This is a genomic window from Kitasatospora sp. NPDC002543 (assembly GCF_053594915.1).
Genome location: NZ_JBSFWR010000010.1, coordinates 21,182 through 42,112 on the forward strand (window position 1 = coordinate 21,182; position 20,931 = coordinate 42,112).

A 20,931-nucleotide genomic window follows, 5' to 3' on the forward strand; every position below is an offset into this window, starting at 1 on the left:
ACACGCCGGAGCGGCGTCGGCACTTCGCGTCCGGGTGCCGGGCGGCGGATACTGCCAGTACGCCAGCCGGGCCCGTGAAGGCCTCCGAACAGTGAGGACGGATGCCATGCCGCAGGAACAGCACGAGGAATACCTGATCGAGGAGAGCGCCGAGACCGTCGAGCCCGACGAGAAGGCACCCGAGGGCGACACGTACGACGAGGTGGCCGAACGCCGGGCCCTCGGTGCGGATCAGGCGACCGACGTCGCGGATGTCGTGGAACAGACCCGGGCGGTCCGCCACGACGAGGAGGAGTACCGGGAGTAGCCGGGCGGGAACCCGGAGGCCACCCACTGCCGCCGCGGCCCGGCCGCCCAGCCCGCCGGGCCCGGCCGATGGCCCACCCGCCGGGCCCGGCTACAGGGCCCGGCGGCGTTGCAGCCAGACGAAGGCCGCCCAGCCGGGCAGCACCGGCAGGATCAGCGTCAGCAGGCGGTACAGCGCCACCGCGGCCAGTGCGCCGCCCCGCTCCATCGACGCGGTCTGCTGGAGCAGTGTCAGCAGCATCCCGTCCACCGCGCCGGCCCCGCCCGGGGTCGGCGCCGCGCTGCCCACCGCGTTGCCCACCAGGAACACCACCGCGACCGAGGCGAAGGACGGCTCCTTGCCGATCGCCCGGGCGCAGCAGTACAGGCAGGCGATCAGGCAGATCGACACCAGCAGCTGCCCGGTGACGCCCACCGCCAGCCGGGCCGGGCTGCGCAGCAGGTCCAGCAGTCGCGGCAGCACCTCGGCGGTCAGCGGACGCAGCCGGGTCGCCAGCCACCGCCGGGCCACCGGGATCGCCGACACCACCGCTAGCAGCGCCGCGGCCCCCGCCAGCCCGCCGGCCACCGCGGGCAGCGCGTCCAGCTCGGAGCCGCCCGGCTCGAAACCCAGCAGGTAGACGAAGGCCCCCAGCTGCAGCAGGTGCAGCACCAGGCCGATCAGCGTCCCCACCCCGACGCTGGACAGCGCCTGCGCGGTGGGGATGCCGGCCTGCTGCAACAGGCGGGTGTTCAGCGCGACCCCGCCGACGCCGCCGGGCGACACCAGCTTCACGAACGACCCGGCCACCTGCGCCAGCACCGCGTTGCGGAAGTCCAACCGCTCCGGTACGAAGCCGACGAAGCCCATGGCCGCCGCGACGTGGCTGGTCGCCGCCGCGGCCAGTGCCAGCAGCAGCCACCAGGGGTCGGCGTCCGCGAGCGCGGAGACCGGGTTGTCCTCCGTCGCGAACAGCTGCGGGATCAGCAGCCAGCCGGCCACCACCCCGCCCACGACGACCAGCAGGGTCCGCGGCCGGAGCCGTTCCAGCCGCACCGGTCGGCCGACCACCTGCGGGCGGGTGCGCAGGACCTCCGCGCGGATCTCGTCGAGCAGGCCGCCGGGGGCTGGGGCGTCGTGCGGAGGGTCCGGCTCGGTGGTGGAGGCGGTGCCGGCGGTAGGGGTGCCGGCGGTAGCGGTGACGGCGGGGGAGGGGGCGTTGGGGGAGGGGACGGCCGGCCGGGGAACCGCCGAGGCGGCCGGCCCGCTCGCGCTCCCGGCTGCGCCGTCGGTGCCGCCCGCCCCGCCGCCGGCCCGGGCGGGGGAGTGCTTCGCGTGCCGCTTGAGGGCACGGCGGGTGGTGTGGGTGAGGGCGATGGGCTGAAGCAGGGGGAGGGCGGCGCCGACGGGGTCCGGGCCGAGGACGGCGGTGGCCGTACGGACGGAGCGGGCGGCGCCGGCGCGGAGGGCGAGGGTGGTGAGGAGCTGGGCGAGGTCGCAGAGCAGCACGAGTTCGGTGGCGGCGATGTCGCCGTCGGCGAAGCCGACCAAGTGCACCGCGCCCGAGTCGTCGACCAGCAGGGAGGAGGGGACGAGGGCGCGGTGGGCGATCTCGCGGCGCTGGAGCAGGGCGAGCTGCTGCCAGGCGTCGGTGAGCAGCTCGTCGGTGATCTCCTCGTCGGCGAGTTCGTCGAGGGTGCGCCCGGCGATCCGCTCGTACGCGATGAGGGCCGTGTCCTGGCCGAGCCCGGCGGTGGCGGCGATGCGGCGGGTGCGGACGCCGGCCGCGAGGGCCGCGTACGTGACCAGAGCCTCGTGCTCCAGCCCGGTGCGCGGGGAGCGCAGGACGCGCGGGTCGGGGGCGGTGCGCAGGCGCAGCCGGCGCCAGGCGCGCTGGACGGCGGCGGCGGTGACGGCCTGCCGGTCGAGCAGCTGGACGTCGAGTTCGGGGCGGCCGTCGGCCTGCCGGACCCGGTAGCGGTCGGGGCCCGCCGGCTGCGCCTCGACCGGGCGCAGGCCGCTGTCGCGCAGGGTGCGCAGGATCTCGCCGGGCCGGGGGCGGGGGTCGGGGGTGCCGACCGCGTACAGCGTGCCGTGGGCGCCGGTCCAGCCGATCAGCAGCCCGAGCAGGAGCGCGGTGGGGGTGGCGTACCCGCTGGTCAGTCCGGCGAGACCGGAGAGGGTGAGGACGGTCCAGGGCAGGCGGCGTTCCCGGCTGCCGGAGGCGGTCATGAAGGCGAGCACCGGCGCGAGGTAGCCGTAGACGGGCTCGGTGTGCCCGAGCCCGCCGCCGGGCAGCGGCTGGGTGAGCGCGCTGAGCAGCGAGACCGGGGCGAGGCCGTCGGCCCAGAGGTCCAGGCCGAGGGTGGCACCGTACGCGAGGACGGCGGCGAGCAGCCCGTCGGAGACCTGCTGGACGGCGCGCCGCCGGTCCGGGCCCAGCAGCCGGCGGAGGGAGAGGCCGACCGGCAGCAGCAGGACGGCGGCGGTGGTGAGTCCGCCGGCCAGGCTCGCCAGCGGGCGTGGCACCAGCGCGGCCGCCTCGGCGACGTCGGCGGCGATGCCGCCGGTGGTGGCGCGGGCGTAGTCGGCGAGCAGCAGGCAGAGGGCGATGGTGAACAGGCCGCCGAGCATCCGGATCAGGGCGACGGGCTGCCGGACCCGGTCGGTGGCGGGCAGCGGGCGGGCCCGGAACCGGCCGGGGTCGGCCTGTTCGGGTATCCGGGCGGTGGCCGTCCCGGCGCCGCCGTCGGCCGGCACCGTGCCGCTGTCCCGCTGCGCGGGCGCACCGCCGGGGTCGCCCCCGCCGGTGTCGTCGTTCGTTCTCCCCGTCACGATCGCCACGAGTGGCATGCTCCCATGCCGCCCGTGGGTGCGGAGCGGGGATTCCCCGGCCCCGGTAGGACGTGGCCGAAGAGAGCCCCTGGGCCCGCCGGGTCGGCAGGGTGACCAGGTGGCGCGGGTTGACGTGCCGGGGCGGCCGGCGGCGTACCCGAGGAGGTCGGCGGAGACGTCCTCGGCCCCGAGCGCCGAAACGAGGACGGCGTCGGACCCGCCGCCGAGCCGTGTGCGCGGCGCCGGGTCGTCGGTGTGCCCGCCGAACCCGCGTCGTGGGCGGGGGACGGCCGGCTGCGCCGGGGCGAACTGGCTTTGCGCGGCCGGGACTTCCCGTGGCCCCGGGCGGACCGGCCACCGGCCGTCCCCCGGCGCCCCGACGGGCCGGCCCGCCCGCCGGGGCGGCAGCGTCCTGAGCAGGCGCCGCGCGCCCGACCGGCATAGCCTTCAGGCATGAGCGCCTGCGAAGACCTCGCTCTGGCCCCTCGGACCATCGAGGCCCGCCCGCCCGCCGACGGCTGCGCCGACTGCCTGGCGCAGGGCCGCCGGGACTGGGTGCACCTGCGGATCTGTCTGGACTGCGGCCACATCGGCTGCTGCGACTTCTCGCCGCAGCGGCACGCGACCGCGCACTTCCACAACACCTCCCACCCGGTGATCCGCTCCTACGAGCCGGGGGAGGACTGGCGTTGGTGCTTCGTCCACGAGGTCATGGGCTGAGGCGGTGCTCATGTGCGTCTCCCGTGCTTCCCGCAGTGGCACGGGGCCTCGACCCGGGTAAAATCCGGACATAACGCTACGCCTGTGCGGCCCCTCCGGACGGCATCCGTCCGGCCGGTGGCCGACGAAGGGAGGCCGACGATGACCAGGCGAATCCCCGGCAGCGCCGCCAGGTTCCGCCAGGGCGCCGAGGAACTGCTGGAGCGCCGGGGCATGGCGAGCCCGCCCACCCGGCTCGCCCCGAAGCCGAGCGCCGGCGCGACGTCCCACGCCGCCGCCGGAGGCGGCCTGGGCGAGGCCTTCCGCCACGGCGGGAGGGACGCGCCGGGCGCGACGATGCGCACGGCCCCGGCGATGCACGCCGAGCTCAAGGGGCACCGGCACCGCGGCGCGGAGAAGCACTCCGCCCACTGAGGCGCGGCGTACCGCGGGGCGGGCGCCCGGGGGCGCCTTCGAGCGCCCGCCCGCCTCTGACGTGCGCTCAAAGGCGTTTCCGGGGCTCCCGGAAGCGGCTGGGGGGCTCCCGGAGGCCGCTGTCAGTGGCGTGCGCTACGTTCGTCCCGCTCATCAGGGCACAGGCACACGCACAGGCACAGGCACACGGCAGGACGACGGGGGCGGGCGCACCATGGCCGACGTGATCACGGAGGAGCCGGTCGAGCTCCAGCTGGAGCGGTACCGCACCGAGCTGACCGGCTACTGCTACCGCATGCTCGGCTCGGTCTTCGAGGCCGAGGACGCGGTGCAGGAGACGATGGTTCGCGCCTGGCGCGGGCACCGGGGCTTCGAGGGGCGGGCCGCGCTGCGCTCCTGGCTGTACCGAATAGCCACCAACGTCTGCCTGGACGCGCTGAACGGCCGCAACAGCCGGGCCCGGCCGATGGACCTCGCGGGCCCGGTCACGGTGGCCACGGCGCACGGCACCCAGCTGCCCGAGGTGACGTGGGTCGGACCGGCGCCGGACGGCCGGGTGCTGCCCGAGTCGGGGGACCCGGCCGACGTGGCGGCCCAGCGGGAGTCGGTGAAGCTGGCCTTCGTCGCCGTGCTCCAGCGCCTCGCGCCCCGGCAGCGGGCGGTGCTGATCCTGCGCGAGGTGCTCGGCTGGAAGGCCGCGGAGGTGGCCGAACTGCTCGGCGTCACCGTGGCGTCGGTCAACAGCGCGCTCCAGCGCGCCCGGGCGGTGCTCGCCACCGACCCCTCGGCGACCCGGCCGGCCCCCGAGCTGGACGAGGACCACCGCGCGCTGCTGGACCGCTACGTCCGCGCCTTCGAGGCCTACGACATGGAGGGTCTCACCGCGCTGCTGCACGAGGACGTCACGCTCAACATGCCGCCGTTCGCGATGTGGCTGCGCGGGCAGGACGAGATCCGTGACTGGATGCTGGGCCCCGGGCACGCCTGCCGCGGTTCCCGGCTGCTCCCGGTGACGGCCAACGGCGGCCGGGCCTTCGGCCAGTACCGTCCGAGTCCGGCGGGCGGGCACGAGCCGTGGTCACTGATCGTGCTGGAGGTGTCTCAGGGGCGGATCACCACGCTCACCAACTTCCTGGACACCGACGTGCTGTTCCCGCTCTTCGGCCTCCCGCCCCGGCTGCCGGCCGAGCCCGCGGCGCCCGCCGGGGGCTCCGTGGGCCTGGTGGAGCCCGTCGCCGAGTAGCTCCGCGAGGTCCAGGGGGTCGGTCGCGCCGGGGAGCAGTGCCGAGAGGCCGCTGAACGCCAGCAGTTCGCGCAGCGGGCCGCCGGCGTTCAGCAGCACCACGGCCACCCCGTGCCGCGAGGCGGCCAGTCGCAGCCGGGCGAGCGCGTCGACGACGGCCAGGTCGGGGGCGGTGAGCGCCCCCAGGTCGCAGGTCAGTACGGGGCTTTCCGGTGTGGTCTCCATGGTGTCCATGGCGGGTAGGACCGCCGGGGCGGCTCCGACTCATCGGTCCGCCGGCGGAGCCGGGTGGCAGAGTGGGGGCGACCGAACCCACCTGCCCCCGGAGGACCGCCGTGTCGGCCGAGCCCGTTGAGCCCCTGAAGTCCCGCGAGGAATGGCTGGCCTCCCTGCCCCGGATCTACGCGGCGGCGGGCTGCCTGCTGCGGGACGAGTCCGGCCGGATCCTGATCGTGAAGGCCGGGTACCGCGAGCACTGGCAGTTCCCGGGCGGCACGATCGACCTCGGCGAGGGCCCGGTCGAGTGCGCCGCGCGGGAGTTGGTGGAGGAGACCGGAATCGTCCGGGAGGCGGGCGAGCTGCTGGCGATCTCCTGGACCCACGCCTCGGCCGAACTCGACCACCCCGCCCAGCACTTCATGTTCGACTTCGGTACCGTCCCGGACGGCACCCCCGTGACCGTCCCGGCCGGTGAACTGGACGACTACCGCTGGGCGTCGATCGAGGACGCCCTGGTCCTGCTGGGGCCGGCCCGTTCGGCGCGGCTGCGGGCGGCGCTGGAGGCGGCGGAGGACGGCCGGGTCCGGATCGTCACCACCCACGTCTCCGGGTTCTGAGCGGAAGTGCCGCACGCCGGCCGGGAGTTCCGTCCGGCGTGCGGCGCAGCGGAGCGGGGCAGGTCGGGACGGGACGGCGTCGACCGGGGCCCGGGTCGGCGCCGACACCGGCACTTCGCCGCTCCGCACCTCACCCTTCCGGCTCGGACTCCGGGTTCCGGGCGGCGATGATGGCGGCGATCGCCTCCGAGACGAAGGCCTCCGTCTCGGACTTGTCCACCTTGAGCCCGGCCAGCACGCCCTGGCCGTTCTCCAGCTCCAGCAGCGCGAGCAGGATGTGCTCGGTGCCGACGTAGTTGTGTCCGAGCTTGAGCGCCTCCCGGAAGGTCAGCTCCACCGCCTTCTTGCCCTGGGCGTCGTACGGGATCAGCGCGGGCACCGTCTGCTCGACGGCGTCCGGCAGCGCGGCGGTGGCGGCCCGGCGGACGGCCTCCGGGGTGACGCCCTGGGCGGCGAGGGCCTTGACCGCGATGCCCTCGGGCTCGGCGAGCAGGCCGAGCAGCAGGTGCACGTCGGTGATCTCGGCGTTGCCCGCCTTCCTGGCCTCCTCCTGCGAGGCCACCACGACCTTGCGGGCCCGGGGCGTGAACCGGCTGAAGCCCTGGCTGGGGTCGAGGTCGTTGGGGGTGCCCGGGTCCTTGGGGACGAAGCGCTTCTGGGCGGCCTGCTTGCTGACGCCCATGCTGCGGCCGATGTCGGTCCAGGAGGCGCCGGAGCGGCGGGCCTGGTCGACGAAGTGGCCGATGAGGTGGTCGGCGAGGTCGCCGAGGTGGTCGGCGGCGATGACCGCGTCGGAGAGCTGGTCGAGCGCGTCGGTGTGGACCTTCTTGATCGCGGCGATCAGGTCGTCGAGGCGCAGCGGAGTGGTGTTGGGAACAACGGGATTCTCCATGCGTCAACCGTAGGTTGTCGATCCGAGGATCGTCAACCATCGGTTGACGCCAGTTGTGGGTGTGGTTTCCGGCAGCCTCAGGCGTCCGGCAGCAGCCGCTCCCGGACGGCGGCGATCCGCTCGGGCGCGACGCCCGCCGCGAGCAGGTAGTCGACCGGCTCGAACCCGTCGAGCGCGGACGCCAGGGCGGCCTCGGCGGTGGTCCCGGCCTCGGCGAGCACCGCGTCGATCCGGCGGTACGGATCCGGCAGGCCCAGCATCCCGTACAGCGGACGGATGTTGGGGGTGCTGAGCAGGTAGTCCTCGGCGATCGCGGCCCGGTCGACCCCGGCCAGGGCGAGCAGCAGCAGGGCGGCCAGGCCGGTGCGGTCACGGCCGGCGCCGCAGTGCACCACCACGCCCCCGGGGCGGGCGCCGGCGATCGCGGAGACCAGTGCGGCGGCGGCGTGCGGGCAGTGGTCCAGGTACGGGCGGAGCGCGAGCGGGGTGCCGTCCAGCCGCCCGTGGGCCTCCCACCAGCCGGGGCCGGCGAGCTCGTCCAGCGGGACGCGGATCAGCTCGACGTCGGCGGGGAGCGGGAGGAGCGGCCGGTGCTCCTCGGCGTTGCGCAGGTCGACCACGGTGCGGACGCCGTGGTCGAGGAGGGCGTCCCAGCCCTCGGCGGTGAGACGGTCCAGGTTGTCGGCCCGGACGACGGCGCCGCGGGCGGTGGGCCGGCCGGAGGCGGTGGGCAGCCCGCCGAGGTCGCGGACGTTCAGGCAGCCGTCCCAGACGAGGGTGCGGTCCTCGGTGCTGCGCGGCGCGTGCGTCGTCCGGTTCATGGGGCTCCCCGTTTCCTCGACGGGGGCCCGTTACCCCCTCGTTATGAACGACTCCCGGGACATCCGGATGGTTCCTCGCTGTTCGAGCCGTCGGCACCGGCCGTTCAGGGAGCGGGAGGGCCGCGGACCCGGGGCGGGGCCACCGGGTGCGGGGGAGGGGAGGGCCGTCGGTCCGCAGCGGACCGGACGGTCAGGCGGCCGTCGGGGCCTCGGTCTCGGTGCGGACCAGCCGCTCGATCGGCTCGACCGCGATCTGGCCGAGCATCGAACCGCCCGCGATCGCGCCGATCAGGAAGACGGTGGACAGCCAGGCCATGGTCGACACCGGCAGGGTGAAGGCGCCGACCACCCGGGCCGTGCACTCGGCCAGCAGCGCGGTGCCCCAGATGCCAGAGAAGAGGCGCTCGTGGCGGCGGAAGGCCCGTGACCCGGCGGCGCGGCCCTCGACCAGCCGCTGCCAGGCGGCGGCGCGCTCCCGCCGGCCCTTGGTCATGAAGGGCATCAGCACCGGGGTCATCACCGGCCGTCCGATCAGCGCGGAGACCAGGATCGCCAGCGCCACGGTGCCGCTCAGCCCGCCGTCCTTGGCGATCATCAGCCGGGCGTCGCCGGTGACGAAGGTCAGCGCCAGGCCCGCCAGGTTGACGGCCAGCATCAGCGAGGCCCACAGGTTGAGCCGGCGCTCGGTCAGCAGGCCGAGGATGGTCCGGGCGGCGGGGAAGGCGCTGCTCCAGGCCAGCGCGGCGAACTCGCTCAGGCCGAAGGCCGAGTGCAGCAGGTAGTAGCCGGCCAGCGGGGCGACCACGTCGAGGGCGAGCGGGCGGAGCCCGGAGACCAGCGGGTCGGACGCCTCGGCGTGGGTGGCGACCGGTTCGGTGGCGGTGGTGGTGGCGCGGGCGGCGGTGACACTGACGGTCTGGCTCACGGTGGTTTCCTCCCCGGCTGGTGGCCGCGGGCCGCTGCCCGCGTCGTGCCTCCAGTCTTTCCGCCGGGCCTCCGCCGGAGCAGTGCCGTCCGTTGCGTCATCCGCGTGACAGCTGTCATGGTGCGGGCCGTGACACTAGCCCTGACCTGCGGTTTTCCGCTCCTCGGCGGATGGGGTCGCCAACCCCCGGAGCGGGCCGCTACCCCTCGACGGGGAAGGTCCACAGCTCGCGGCCCAGCGTGTCCAGGCATCGGACGGTGCCGAAGCGCTCGTCCCCGGCGGACAGGAAGCCCCGTGCGACCCCCGCCAGGACCGTCCGGGCGACGCCGTCGCCCCGGGTCCAGGCCCCGGTCAGCACCAGGGCCTTGTCGGCCAGCTCGGCGCGCTGCACCCGGGCCACCGCGGCGGTCAGCAGTACGGCGTTGACCGCCTCCAGCTCGCCGGGCAGGAGGTAGGCCTCCCCGGTGGGGGCGCGGTCCGCCTCGGCCCGGCGCCGCAGCTCGGGCAGGCCGTAGTGGCGGACGGCGGCGACGGCGTCGTCCAGCGGGAGCTGCCAGCGCGGCCCGGGCAGCACCTCCCACCAGACGTCCTCGCCGACCGGCAGCACCTCGCCGATCCGGGCCCGCCAGGCCTCGATGCCGTAGGGGGTGCGCGGGTCGGGCCGGTGACCGGGGAGGTCCGCGAGGGTCCAGTCGGAGCGGCGGACGACGCTGAGGTCGAAGGTGAAGGACACCCGGTCGGCGGCGGGGCGCTCGGCCAGGCCGAGCAGCAGCCAGTGGGTCCCGTCCGGCAGGTTGAAGGTCCGGCGCCACCCGCGGAAGCCCAGGGCGCGCAGGGCGGGTGCGAGGTGCTCGCGCAGGCCCTTGGCGTGGAGCTCGTGGAGCTCGGGGGCGGTCGTCATCGCGGTCGTTCCTCGCTGGTCGTGCTGCTGCTGGTCGTGCTGTCCGGTGCCGTCTGCCCGGCCGGTGCCGTGCTGCTGGTCTCGTGCTGCCTCTGTCGTGACGCCCGGTGGCCCGCGCCGCCGGGGCCGTGACGTCCGGTGGCCCGCGCCGCCGGTGGTGGTTCCCCGTCGGCGCCGGTCCGTGGCGGGGAGGGCCCGAACCGGGGGGCGTACGACCGGGGCCTGCGAGGGTCGTGCGTGCGCCCTCGAAACGACCGGGTCATGGCGGCGGGCCGGGTGAGTCGGTGCCCGGTGCCCGGGTGCGTCGGCGGCCCGGACTGCTTCGCCTACCGACAACGTAGGTCGGGAGGGGCCGTTCGGGCCGTGGGCGAACGACAGCAGTCCTCGGGACCTTGGCCCCGGCCGGTCCGGTCGTTCGGCCGGGGCCGAAGTGTTCGCCCGGATGGCGCATCATGTGGCGGGTGCAGAGTGCAGAGCGCCCCGGAGCGGGCACCGACGGCGCCGTCGGCCGGTCCGGACCAGTCCCCCCCGAAGGCCGGACAGCGGGCCCGGACCCCGTTCCCCCCGACCTGACCGAAGCGGTCCGGGCCGCGCAGGCCGGGGACGAGGAGGCGTTCCGGCTGCTGTTCCGGACCGTCCAGCCGGGCCTGCTGCGTTACCTGCGGGTCCTGGTCGGCGGCCGGCCGGAGGACGCGCAGGACGCCGAGGACATCGCCTCCGAGACCTGGCTGCAGATCGCCCGCGACCTGCGCGGCTTCTCCGGCGACGGGGACGGCTTCCGGGGCTGGGCCGCCACCGTCGCCCGCCACCGGGCCCTCGACCACCTGCGCGCCCGTCGCCGCCGTCCGGTCGCCGACCTGCCCTTCGACCAGCTGGTCGAGCTGGCGGGCGGGGAGGACACGGCGCGGTCGGCGCTCACCACGGTCGGCACCGCGGACGCGCTGGCCCTGATCTCCCGGCTGCCGCGCGACCAGGCCGAGGCCGTGCTGCTGCGGGTGGTCATGGGACTGGACGCGGAGAGCGCCGCCCGGGTGCTCGGCAAACGGGCGGGCAGCGTCCGGATGGCCGCCCACCGTGGTTTGCGGCGGCTGGCCAAGCTGGTCGAGCCGCTGGCGTCCGGAGGCGGTATCCCGGCGGCCCGGGGCGCCGGAGCGGCGGCCGGGGGCGGGGCCGGAACGGCGGCCGGAACCGGGACCGGAACAGCGGCTGGAACGAGCGCGGGTGAGGCCGCCGGGCGACCCGCGGGGAAAGCCGCGAAAAAAAGTTCTCCGCAGGGTGTGACAGAACGCCGGGCCGCGACGCTGAAGGACATGAGATGAGCACCAACCGATCCCGTCGGGTCGACCGTGATGCCGCCGAGCAGCTGCTCGGTGGTGCCGTGGGCGGTCCGCCGGCCGGGCAGGACGCCTCGCTCACCGGACCGGACGGCGGTCCCGGGCAGCTCGCCCGGGTGCTCGCCGCGGCCGCCGCCCCCGCGACGGTCGAGGAACTGGCCGGGGAGGAGGCCGCCCTGACCGCGTTCCGGGAGGCGCGTCTCGCGCCCGACCCGACAGTGACCCCCGTCCGGAGACGATCGATGGCAACCGCCGCGCTGGCCAGGGCCTTCAGCACGAAGGCCACTGCCGTCGTGCTCGGCGCCACCGCGCTGTGCGGGGTCGCCGTCGCCGCCGGCACCGGCAACCTGCCGTCCGCCCTGGGCGGCGGCCCGCCCGGACCGGAGCGCAGGCTCGGGGGCCAGGACACGGCCGGCGGTCCCGCGCCGGGCTCGTCCGCCGCCGACCCGTCCGTCGGCGCGGCCCCGTCCGGTGCCGTGGCGTCCGGTTCCGCCCGCCCGTCCGGCAGTGCCTCCGCCGGACCGCAGGTGGTCGTCCCGTCCGACCCCGCGACGCCCGGCACCCCCTCGGCCGAGGGCCGCGGTGGCCGTTCGGCCGTCCCGTCCGGGCTGGCCGGCCTCTGCGCCGGCTTCGCCGACCGCACGGCCAAGGGCGACCGTCCGAGCAGGGTGGCCGGCGAGCCGCTGTACGGCCCGCTGGTCCTGGCGGCCGGCGGTGCGGACCGGGTGGCGGACTACTGCCGGGCCGCGACCGGCAACCAGGACGGCGATCACCAGGGCGGCACCGGCCCGAACCGGGACCCGGGCCGCGGTGGCGGCGCGTCCGGCTCAGGAACCGGCTCCGGTAGCGGCGCCGGGGCGAACGCCGGATCCGGCCGGGGCAACTCCGGCGGTGGCGGGCCCGGTGGCGGCGGTGGCAACGCGAGCGGCAAGGGGAGCGGCAACGCGAGCGGCAACGCCAACGGCGGCGGCAGCGGCGAGGACAACGGCGGCGGGAGCAGACCGGGCAAGCCCGGGGTGACCGTCCCGCCCGTACCGACCGTCCCCGACGCGCAGGACGGCCGACCGAGCAGGCCCGACCGGAACGGCAACGAGCAGTAGGCCGGGAAGGCCCCCCAGAACTCCGGGTGGGCGGCGAGCGACTCCCCCCGGGCTCGCCGCCCACCCGGAACGGCACCACCGCAGGAACAGCAGGAAGCAGTACCACCCGAAGACCCCGGGTGGCCGGTCGGCTCCCCCGTGCCCACCGGCCACCCGGCCGGCCCCGGCCGGACCGGCAGGCGCACCCCGGACGCGCCGCCGGCCCGGCCGGCCCGGAAACGTGCGGCCCGCCCGCCCGCAGTCAGGGCGGGCCGCACCCCCGTGCCGGCGGCCGGGGGACCGCTGCCCGGTCCCCCGACCGCCACCCTCCGCCCCTGGTGGGCCCGTTCGACGGTGCGGCTATCGTGCACAGGTGCACGAGGCGGCCCGGGACCCCGGGCAGGGCACGTGAGGGGAGCTCCAGGTGATCGGACGGGCGCTGAACGGGCGTTACGAACTCGTCGAGTTGCTCGGCGTCGGCGGCATGGCCACCGTCTGGCGCGGGGTGGACCGGGTGCTGGGCCGTCAGGTGGCCGTCAAGGTCCTCAACGGCGGCCTCGCCGACGACCCGCGCTTCGCCGAGCGCTTCAGCCGCGAGGCGCAGCACGCGGCCATGCTGGTGGACCCGAGGATCGTCATGGTCTTCGACTCGGGCGTGGACCAGGGCACCCCGTTCATCGTCATGGAGCTGGTCCACGGCCGTTCGCTGGCCGCCCTGTTGGCCGAGCAGCAGACCCTGCCGGTGGAGCGCGCCGTCGGCATCGCGGCGGCGGTCTGCGAGGCGCTGTCGGTCGCGCACGGGGCCGGGCTGGTGCACCGGGACATCAAGCCCGGGAACATCATGATCACCGACGACGGCGGGGTGAAGGTCGTCGACTTCGGCATCGCCCGGGCCGGCTCCTCCAGCAACCTGACCCAGACCGCGAGCGTGCTCGGTACGGCGGCCTACCTCTCGCCCGAGCAGGCCACCGCCTCGGCGCTGGACGGACGGACCGACCTGTACGCGGTCGGCTGCGTGCTGACCGAGATGCTCACCGGCACGACCCCGTTCACCGCCGAGACCCCGGTGGCGATCGCCTTCAAGCACGTCAGCGAGCAGCCGCTGCCGCCGTCCGTCCGCCGGCCCGGTCTGCCGCCCGCACTGGACGCCGCGGTGCTGCGGCTGCTGGCCAAGAACCCGGCCGACCGCCCGGTCGACGCCGCCGCCGCCAGAGCCGAACTCCTCGGTACCGTAACGGGGTTGATGGTCGGAGATCCGACCGCCGAGCTGCTCGCGAACACCGCCGGCGCTGCCACCCAGCTGCTGCCGCCGGTGCCGCCGGTGCCCCACTTCCCGTCGCCGAACCAGCAGCACACCACGGTGCTGCCGCCCCAGCCGCCGGCCGCCACCTCGGTGATGGCGCCGATCCCCGTCCCGCCGCCGGCTCCCGTCGCCGCGCGGGCCCAGGCTCCTGCCCGCAGCCGTCGAAAGCCGCTGGTGGCGGGGGCGTTGGGCGTCGCGGGCCTGGCCGGCGTCGCCGCGATCGCCCTCACCGCGTTCGACGAGCCGGCCGGCAACGCGGCCGCCGCCAAACCGGCGGCGGCCACCGCCAAACCGGCCGCGACCACCGCCACCACCCCGGCGGCGGCGCCCACCCCGAAGGCCTCCGCGGCCTCGGCGGCGCCCACCACCCCCTCGGCACCCCCCTCCACGCCCCCGGCCCCCACCCAGGCCGTCCCGCGCAACCAGCCCGCCGCGCTGCAGATCCAGTCCTTCCGGCAGGCCGTCGCCCAGGCCCAGGTCGGCAAGGAACGGGACAAGCAGACCGAGCTGTTGAAGATCCTCGACACCACCGCCGCGCGCCTCAACGAGGGAAATCCGGACGATGCCGCCCAGGAGCTCAGGAACGCCCAGAAGGTGGTCAAGGACATGGCCAAGAAGCACGCCATCGACCTCCCGACCTACGCCAACTGGAACGCCCGCCTCTCGGCTCTGTTCGCCACCCTGCACACCGCCGCGGACCTCCAGGACGACTGACGGGGCGCCAGGATCGGCCCGTGCCGACGATCGGTTCTCCCGCCCCCGGTGTCTCCGGCGTGCCCCGCGCCGTCGCGTTCTGGACGGGCGCCCTCGACCGCGTCCCGAGCGGCGGCCCGGTCGGGGAGGACTGGACGGTCCTCGTGCCGGCCGGGGGCGGCAGTGGTGTGGAACTCGCCCTCGGCCTCAGCGAGTCCCCCGTGCGGGAGGAGCCCCGTGTCCACCTCGACCTCTTCGCCGGGGACGCGGCGGACCAGCTCGCCGAGGTCGAGCGCCTCGTCGCCCTCGGCGCCGAACGCGTCGACTGGAAGCGGTACCCCGAGGACCCGGACTTCGTCGTCCTCGCCGACACCGGGGGCAACCGCTTCTGGGTGATCGACACCAGCCGCTCCTGAGTGCGGCGGCACTGTCCACAGCCTGTGGACAGTGCCGCGCGGCGGTTCCGTCCGTGGACGTTCTCCGCGGAAGACGCCGGCGGAAACGCGTCGGCCCCCCGCGCGGGTGCGCGAGGGGCCGACGGGTCCGGGTGCGGTGGCGCCTCCGGTTGGCGCCTACGGGTGGTGTGTGCCTACGGGTGGTGCCTACGGGGCGGCGGTGACCGGCTTGCGGGCCCGGGTCAGCAGGGAGACGCCCGGCAGGCCCTGGACCGGGAGGTAGCGCTCGGCGGCGATCACCGCGCTGAGCGCCGTGTTGACGAGCGGGGGCACGTCGTCCAGGTCGCTGCCGGTGCTCTTCCGCCGGCGCCAGGCGGCGGCCGGGCGCAGCAGCACGTTCCAGCTGTCCAGCGTCTCCATGGTGAAGCCGCTGTCGAGTATCACCTCGCGCAGGGTGTCGCGGGTGTAGCGGCGGACGTGGCCGACGGCGACGTCGTGCGCCGACCAGAGCTTCATGTCGCACGGCACCGCGATGAGCGCCACCCCGCCGGGGCGCAGCACCCGGTGGATCTCGGCCATCGCCTCGTCGTCCTCCTCGATGTGCTCCAGCACATCGAAGGCGACCACCAGGTCGACCGCGCCGTCGGCGACGGGGAGCTTGCGGGCGTCGGCCCGCATCACGGCGAGCCCGCGGTCGCGGGCCACCTGGGCGCCCTCCTCGCCGTACTCGACGGCGACCGGCTGCCAGCCGTGCGCCCGCAGCACCCGGGTGTTCCCGCCACCCGCGGCGCCGATGTCGAGCGCGACGCCGGCCTTGCTGAACTTGGCGAGCTCCCGGGCCAGCAGTGCCCGGCGCTCCTTGTACCACCAGTGCCGGTCTTCGAGCTCGGCGAGCTTGCGTACCTCGTGGCCTTCCACGGGCCCTCCCAGACTCTTGGTCTCCCTGGCCGTGGCGGAACGCACTGTCCGATCGACCGAACACATGAGAATTTCGTGAGTCACTCTACGGGTTCCGCATCCTCCCGGATCAAGGCAGTCCGCGGCCGCGTCCCGGCGTCGCCCGGGTGCCGCAGGCCGGTCCGGGGGCCTCGGTCCGGCGTTCGACCGGGCGGCGAACGGCCTTGGCGGGGAGGAGCTTCCGGGCCCGGTCGGGCGGGTTCGACGGGGTGCTCGCGGGGGCCCGCCGGGTCGTCCGCCGGGCTCAGCCCTCTCCCCGGATCCTCCGCTCCACCGTTCCCCGCACCGCCCGGGACGCCGTGCCGGCCGCTGCCGCGAGGAACACGAAGTTGTAGCCGATCTGCAGCACGACCACGAGCCTCGCCGTCTGCCCCGCGGGCGTGATGTCGCCGTAGCCGACCGTCGCCATCGTCACCACGGTGAAGTACAGCGCGTCCAGCCGGGTCTCCAGCCCGGCGAACTCCGTCTTGCGCGAGCCCAGCACGTAGTACGTCGCGGCGAAGATGGTCAGCGCCAGGAAGATGAGGAAGGCCAGCCAGACCACCGGCCGCCTGGCCGTCCCCCGCATCACCCCGACGATCTTGGCCAGCATCAGCCAGGTCAGCCCGACCAGGGCCCCCGAGAACACCAGCCAGCTCAGCAGCGGCCGCCGCTCGCCGAGCCACTCCAGCGGCAGCGTGAAGTACCCGACCATCAGCAGGGCGGACGCGCTCAGCAGCCAGAACCAGGCCCTCGGGTCGGCGGGCGGCGGCGGGTTCTCGGACATCTCGCCCAGCCTGACCCGCCGCGGGCCGGGCCGCCCGCCGTGGCCGCCGTCCGGGTCAGGCCGGCCCCGGCGCGTCCAGCAGCTCCAGCACCGCCAGGGCGGCGATCAGCCCGAGCGCCAGACAGAGCGTCACCAGCACCGTCGGATGGCTCCAGAGCACGAAGGCCAGCGCCGCGAGCGCGACCGCCAGCCAGCCCAGCGGGGCCTTCCAGCGGTGGACGAACCGGCCGACCGGCCCGAGCCGCAGTCCGGCCCGCCCGGCCACCCGCCGCACCGCGCCCAGCCCGGCGCGCCAGCCGCCCCGCACGGTGCGCGCCCACCGCCCGGGGCCGATCACCCAGGCGCCGAGCGCGACCAGCAGGCCGAGCGTGACCACCACCCGGACGGCCGAGCGCAGGTAGCGCACCAGGGTGTCGTACACCGCCTGGGCGGCCGCCTGGTCGACATCGGCCGGGAGCCGGTCCAGGTAGACGGCCCGGAACACGCTCAGCCCGATGCCCAGCACCAGCGCCCCGCCCGCCATGCCGAGGGCCGTCACCACCACCGCCTGGCGCCGCCGCGTCGCGAGCAGCACCCCGCCGAGCGCGCAGGCCCCGGCCAGCACCGGCACCCAGAAGCCGGCCAGGTCCAGGACCCGCAGGGCGGTGCGGACCTCGGGGACGGCGTCGGAGCGCACCAGCGTGTAGGAGGTGTGGATCTCCGGGATCCGGGAGGCCAGCGGGATCCCCTGGTCGACCAGCGCGGACTTCACCCGGGCGATCACCGGCGCGAGGTCCAGCACCACGGTGTCGTCGCGGACCTCGACGGCGCCGCCGCCCTGCCCGGTCACCATCTTCTCGACCGCGGCGTGCGCGTCCCGGTTGACGTCCGTCCAGAGGGTGACGAAGGCGTCGCTGTCCACGATTCGCTCGACCTGGTCGTGGACCAGGCCGCTGAGCCCGTCGCCGAGGGCCTGGCCGATGCCGCCGAGCAGGGCGCCGAGCTTGGGCTTGTCGTCCGGGGCGAGGCCGTCGAGCAGCGAGTCGAGCGGGAGCTTCTTCACGATCTCGGCGGTCACCCGGTCGGTGACGGCGGCCTTGATCCGGGGGTCCTCGGCCAGCGGGGCCATCGTCGCGAGGTAGCGGTCGGTGTCGCTGATCTCGGACCTCGCCCAGAGCGCGAGGGCGCTGAGCGGGGTGAGCACGCAGGCCAGCACGATCAGCAGGGCGGCGAAGGAGGAGCGCACCCGGTGCCGGGGCGGTCGCGGGGCCGGTCCGGCCGCCAACTGGTGGGCGAGTCGCGCCTCCTGGTCCTCGACGGCGTTCAGCCGGGCCCGCAGCTCGGCCAGTTCGTCGTCGTGTCCGCCGGCGGGTCTGCCGGCGGGCCCTTCGTCACGGCCGTCGTCGCGTCTGCCGTCGGTGCCGCCGTCGGACTCGGCGCCGGGCTCGTCGGTCGGCATGCCGGGTCTCCGTTCCTCCGGTGGGTGCATACCAGGAGACAACGGATCAGATCGGACGGCCAGTCGGGAGGCGCGGCGGCCCGCACGGCCCCGGAACAGCGGAAAGCCCCCGGTGAGTCACCAGGGGCTTTCCGGAGGAGAGGGGAGGCTCAGGCGGTCGTCTCGGGCCGCTTGGTCTCGGTGGCCTTGGTCACGTTGGTCGGCGTGACGGCGGCCGGGCGGTCGGCGCTCTGCTGGGGAGCGGCGGTGCTCTGGGCGGTACCGGCGGCGGCGTCCGCCGGGGTGTCGTCCTCGCGCATGGCCTTGGTCTCGGCCTTCAGGATGCGCATGGACTTGCCCAGGCCACGGGCCATCTCGGGCAGCTTCTTCGATCCGAACAGCAGGATTACGACCGCCAGCACCACGAGAATGTGCCAGGGCTCAAGACCGTTCCGCAGCATCCCTGGCCACCGGTCCCTTCTTGTTTGGAGTCATGGCGGGCGCTAGCGCCCGTGCTGGCCAGTATGCCTGGCCCTGACGGCGAACGGATACACCGGCTGGGAAACGCTGGCCAAAAACCAGGTGCCGTTCGAGCGGATCGCGAGCGTGCCGACGCCCACCTGGCGGAACGCGGGTGCCGAAGTTCACACCCACCGAACGGTTCAGGCCCGTCGGCCTGATCCGGGTGACCGTTCCGACGCGCTCAGTGGACGAAGGGCACCAGGCGCTTCGACGTCCGGCGGTACTCCGCGTACTCGTCGCCGAAGGCGGCCAGCAGCAGCCGCTCCTCGGCGGAGATCCGCCAGCCGTACGCGGCGAGCAGCACTGCCGCGACCACCAGGGCGGCCGCCCAGCTGCCGGTGCCGAGCGCGTAGCCGACCCAGACCAGCAGGCTGCCGGCGTAGCCGGGGTGCCGGATCAGCCGGTACGGGCCGGTGCGGACGACACGTTGGGTGTCCACGGTGCGCAGGGTCCGGGTGTAGTACCGGCCCAGGGTGCGCATGCCCCAGGCCCGGAGGGCCAGCCCGGCGACCACCATGGCGACGCCGAACCAGCCCGCCCGTTCGGGTAGTTCGCCGATCCCGGCGCGGTCGAACAGCACCACGGCGAGGACCGACAGGACGTAGCAGCCGAGCAGCAGCCGGGTCGACCCGCGGTCGCGGCGGTCGGCGTGCCAGGTGCCGGCGGAGGCGTCCTCGCGCCGGCGCAGCAGCAGCTCGTAGGCGATCCAGCAGAGGAGGCCGAGGAGGGAGAGGAGGGCGGGCAGGGACATGGAGGCTCCCGGCGGTCGGATCCGAGGTGTGCCTCCACGGTCCTCCGGACGCGCCGCCCGCACACGCACCCGGGGGTGGACCCACCGCGGTCCACCCCCGGGTGGAGGCCCGCCGCGAGCCCGCGCGAAGGCCCCGTGCGGGAAACCGCCGCCGTGCTGCGCGGGCGCCACGTCCATCGGCACCTGTAGCCCGGGAGGGGACGGCGGAGAGGCCCCGCCCGGGTGGGCGGGGGCTCTCGATGACTCGCGTGGATCGGGCCGGGTGGGTCAGGCGGTGGCGGGCTCCTGGGCTGGGGCGGCGGCCGGGAGGTGGCGCATCAGGCGGTGGGCGAGGACCGCGGCGCCCAGGGCGAAGACCATGCCGACCACGGCCGCGACGTGCAGGCCGTCGGTGAAGGCGGTCCGGGCGGTCTCCAGCAGGTCGGCGCCGAGCCGGCCGGGCAGGTGGGCGGCGGTGGTGACCGCGCCGCCGAGGGTGTCCTGGGCCGTCCGGGCGGCCTCGCCGTCGACGCCGGCCGGGAGGGCGCCGTCCAGCCGGTGGCGGTAGACCGCGGCGCCGGCCGCGCCGAGCAGCGCGATGCCGAGGGAGCTGCCGAGTTCGACGGCGGTCTCGGAGGTGGCGGAGGCGGCGCCGGCCTGCTCGACCGGGGCGGCGGAGACGACCATCTCGGCGGTCATCGTCATGGTGCCGACGGTTCCGGCGGCCAGCACCCCGGCCGCGGTGAGGATGAGCGTCAGCGGGGAGTGCGGGCCGACCCGGGTCATCATCGCGAAGCCCGCCGAGCCGATCAGGAAGCCGCCGCCCATCAGCGCCGCCGGACGGACCCGGCCGGCCAGCGCCGAGCTGATCCCGACCGCGGCGCCGACACCCAGGCTCGGCACCAGCGACCAGAGCGAGGCGGTCAGCGGGCTCATGCCCTTGACCAGCTGGAGGTACTGCGAGGTGAAGAGGGAGAAGCCCATCATCGCGAACATCGCGATGCTGTTGACGCTGATCGCGCCGGTGAAGGTGCGGATCCGGAACAGGCTCAGGTCGAGCAGGGGGTTCGCGGCGGTGCGCTGGCGCCGGACGAAGGCGCCGGCGAGCAGCAGCCCGGCGAGGACGGCGAGGGCCGGCAGCGGGCTCCAGCCGTCTACGGCGATCGTCTTGACGCCGTAGACCAGCGGCAGGACCGCGGCCGGCGAGAGCGCGGCGCCGAGCAGGTCGAAGCGGCCGGTGCGGGCGGTGGAGCGGTACTCGGGGAGCAGGACGGGCGCGGTCAGCAGCACCAGGGCCATCACCGGGACGGCGAGCAGGAAGGCGGAGCCCCACCAGAAGTGCTCCAGGAGCAGGCCGCCGGCGACCGGGCCGAGGGTGGCGCCGGCGGTGAGGACGCCGCCCCAGGCGCCGAGCGCGATCTGCCGCTGCTTGGGGTCGTGGAACATGGTGCGGATCAGCGCGAGGGTCGAGGGCATCACGGTGGCCCCGGCGGCGCCGAGCACCGCCCGGGCCGCGATCAGCTGGCCGGCGTCGTGCGACCAGGCGGCCAGCAGCGAGGCGACCGCGAAGCCGGCGGCGCCGATCATCAGCAGCCGGCGGCGGCCGATCCGGTCGCCCAGCGAGCCCATCGTGATGAGCAGCCCGGCCAGCAGGAACGAGTACATGTCCATGATCCACAGCTGCTGGGTGCCGCTCGGCGCCAGCGTGGTGGAGATGTACGGGACGGCGAAGAAGAGCACGCCCATGTCCATGGTGAGGACGAGGGTCGGCAGCAGGAGGACGGCCAGGCCGATCCATTCGCGACGGCCTGCGCGGCCGGTGGTTGCGGTCATGGGGAAGACCGTACGGATGGCTGAGACAT

The 20,931-nt window shown here is 75.4% G+C and carries 20 protein-coding genes and 1 pseudogene; 9 read left to right on the plus strand and 12 right to left on the minus strand.

From position 1 onward, the window contains the following. The first annotated feature begins 106 nt into the window (after positions 1–106). Entirely contained in the window at positions 107–307 is a 201-nt protein-coding gene (locus ACWD4P_RS07000) for a hypothetical protein (RefSeq protein ID WP_359824670.1), read from the plus strand. 90 nt (positions 308–397) lie between these two features. On the opposite strand, the gene ACWD4P_RS07005 is transcribed toward ACWD4P_RS07000, so the two are convergent. Further along, positions 398–3,130, minus strand: coding sequence for a lysylphosphatidylglycerol synthase domain-containing protein (locus ACWD4P_RS07005; RefSeq protein WP_449778842.1), 2,733 nt, complete (start codon positions 3,128–3,130; stop codon positions 398–400). Positions 3,131–3,574: 444 nt separating this feature from the next. Between ACWD4P_RS07005 and ACWD4P_RS07010 the strand changes: the two genes are divergently transcribed. The 3 genes from ACWD4P_RS07010 to ACWD4P_RS07020 all read left to right on the plus strand — a co-directional run bounded on the left by ACWD4P_RS07010 (position 3,575) and on the right by ACWD4P_RS07020 (position 5,498). Then, positions 3,575–3,841, plus strand: a complete 267-nt coding sequence (locus tag ACWD4P_RS07010; RefSeq protein ID WP_359824665.1) for a UBP-type zinc finger domain-containing protein — start codon at positions 3,575–3,577, stop codon at positions 3,839–3,841. Between the two features lie 141 nt (positions 3,842–3,982). Then, positions 3,983–4,255: a hypothetical protein gene (locus tag ACWD4P_RS07015; RefSeq protein WP_359824663.1), complete on the plus strand. Its 273-nt coding sequence runs from the start codon at positions 3,983–3,985 to the stop codon at positions 4,253–4,255. Between the two features lie 214 nt (positions 4,256–4,469). Next, positions 4,470–5,498, plus strand: coding sequence for a sigma-70 family RNA polymerase sigma factor (locus ACWD4P_RS07020; RefSeq protein ID WP_359824660.1), 1,029 nt, complete (start codon positions 4,470–4,472; stop codon positions 5,496–5,498). Positions 5,499–5,555: 57 nt separating this feature from the next. Here the strand turns inward: ACWD4P_RS07020 and ACWD4P_RS07025 are convergent. After that, positions 5,556–5,732 (minus strand): annotated as a pseudogene (locus tag ACWD4P_RS07025) (hypothetical protein); the annotation flags it as partial. A 101-nt stretch (positions 5,733–5,833) separates the two neighbouring features. On the opposite strand from ACWD4P_RS07025, the gene ACWD4P_RS07030 reads away from it, so the two are divergent. Beyond that, positions 5,834–6,334, plus strand: coding sequence for an NUDIX hydrolase (locus ACWD4P_RS07030; protein WP_359824657.1), 501 nt, complete (start codon positions 5,834–5,836; stop codon positions 6,332–6,334). A 130-nt stretch (positions 6,335–6,464) separates the two neighbouring features. Here the strand turns inward: ACWD4P_RS07030 and ACWD4P_RS07035 are convergent, their stop codons facing one another. The 4 genes from ACWD4P_RS07035 to ACWD4P_RS07050 form a co-directional block, all read right to left on the minus strand. Then, positions 6,465–7,226: a Clp protease N-terminal domain-containing protein gene (locus ACWD4P_RS07035; RefSeq protein WP_359824654.1), complete on the minus strand. Its 762-nt coding sequence runs from the start codon at positions 7,224–7,226 to the stop codon at positions 6,465–6,467. A gap of 77 nt (positions 7,227–7,303) precedes the next feature. Further along, positions 7,304–8,047, minus strand: a complete 744-nt coding sequence (locus ACWD4P_RS07040; protein ID WP_449778843.1) for a tyrosine-protein phosphatase — start codon at positions 8,045–8,047, stop codon at positions 7,304–7,306. Between the two features lie 190 nt (positions 8,048–8,237). Further along, the gene (locus ACWD4P_RS07045; RefSeq protein ID WP_449778844.1) at positions 8,238–8,972 is read right to left on the minus strand and encodes a VC0807 family protein; all 735 of its coding nucleotides are present in this window, start codon (positions 8,970–8,972) and stop codon (positions 8,238–8,240) included. A gap of 199 nt (positions 8,973–9,171) precedes the next feature. Continuing rightward, positions 9,172–9,873 (minus strand): hypothetical protein, encoded by a 702-nt coding sequence (locus tag ACWD4P_RS07050; RefSeq protein ID WP_359824647.1) that lies wholly within the window; start codon positions 9,871–9,873, stop codon positions 9,172–9,174. A 452-nt stretch (positions 9,874–10,325) separates the two neighbouring features. Between ACWD4P_RS07050 and ACWD4P_RS07055 the strand changes: the two genes are divergently transcribed. The 4 genes from ACWD4P_RS07055 (at position 10,326) to ACWD4P_RS07070 (ending at position 14,698) form a co-directional block, all read left to right on the plus strand. Beyond that, positions 10,326–11,192 carry an RNA polymerase sigma factor gene (locus tag ACWD4P_RS07055; RefSeq protein WP_449778845.1) on the plus strand — a complete coding sequence of 289 codons (867 nt, stop codon included), beginning with the start codon at positions 10,326–10,328 and terminating at the stop codon, positions 11,190–11,192. Beyond that, a complete protein-coding gene (locus tag ACWD4P_RS07060) occupies positions 11,189–12,307 on the plus strand; it encodes a hypothetical protein (RefSeq protein WP_449778846.1) in 1,119 nt (372 codons plus the stop codon). The genes ACWD4P_RS07055 and ACWD4P_RS07060 overlap by 4 nt, the downstream gene beginning before the upstream one ends. Before the next feature lie 403 nt (positions 12,308–12,710). Continuing rightward, positions 12,711–14,303, plus strand: a complete 1,593-nt coding sequence (locus ACWD4P_RS07065; protein WP_449778847.1) for a protein kinase domain-containing protein — start codon at positions 12,711–12,713, stop codon at positions 14,301–14,303. A gap of 20 nt (positions 14,304–14,323) precedes the next feature. Beyond that, the gene (locus tag ACWD4P_RS07070; RefSeq protein WP_449778848.1) at positions 14,324–14,698 is read left to right on the plus strand and encodes a VOC family protein; all 375 of its coding nucleotides are present in this window, start codon (positions 14,324–14,326) and stop codon (positions 14,696–14,698) included. A gap of 186 nt (positions 14,699–14,884) precedes the next feature. Here the strand turns inward: ACWD4P_RS07070 and ACWD4P_RS07075 are convergent, their stop codons facing one another. From ACWD4P_RS07075 to ACWD4P_RS07100, 6 genes are all read right to left on the minus strand, one after another. After that, positions 14,885–15,595: a class I SAM-dependent methyltransferase gene (locus ACWD4P_RS07075; RefSeq protein WP_359825904.1), complete on the minus strand. Its 711-nt coding sequence runs from the start codon at positions 15,593–15,595 to the stop codon at positions 14,885–14,887. Between the two features lie 283 nt (positions 15,596–15,878). After that, a complete protein-coding gene (locus ACWD4P_RS07080; protein WP_359825906.1) occupies positions 15,879–16,400 on the minus strand; it encodes an ion channel in 522 nt (173 codons plus the stop codon). Positions 16,401–16,455: 55 nt separating this feature from the next. Next, a complete protein-coding gene (locus ACWD4P_RS07085; protein ID WP_449778849.1) occupies positions 16,456–17,838 on the minus strand; it encodes a hypothetical protein in 1,383 nt (460 codons plus the stop codon). 149 nt (positions 17,839–17,987) lie between these two features. After that, entirely contained in the window at positions 17,988–18,278 is a 291-nt protein-coding gene (gene tatA, locus ACWD4P_RS07090) for a Sec-independent protein translocase subunit TatA (protein ID WP_359825912.1), read from the minus strand. Positions 18,279–18,520: 242 nt separating this feature from the next. Beyond that, positions 18,521–19,090 carry a methyltransferase family protein gene (locus tag ACWD4P_RS07095; protein WP_359825915.1) on the minus strand — a complete coding sequence of 190 codons (570 nt, stop codon included), beginning with the start codon at positions 19,088–19,090 and terminating at the stop codon, positions 18,521–18,523. Positions 19,091–19,357: 267 nt separating this feature from the next. Then, positions 19,358–20,902, minus strand: a complete 1,545-nt coding sequence (locus ACWD4P_RS07100; RefSeq protein ID WP_449778850.1) for an MFS transporter — start codon at positions 20,900–20,902, stop codon at positions 19,358–19,360. Positions 20,903–20,931 lie beyond the last annotated feature (29 nt).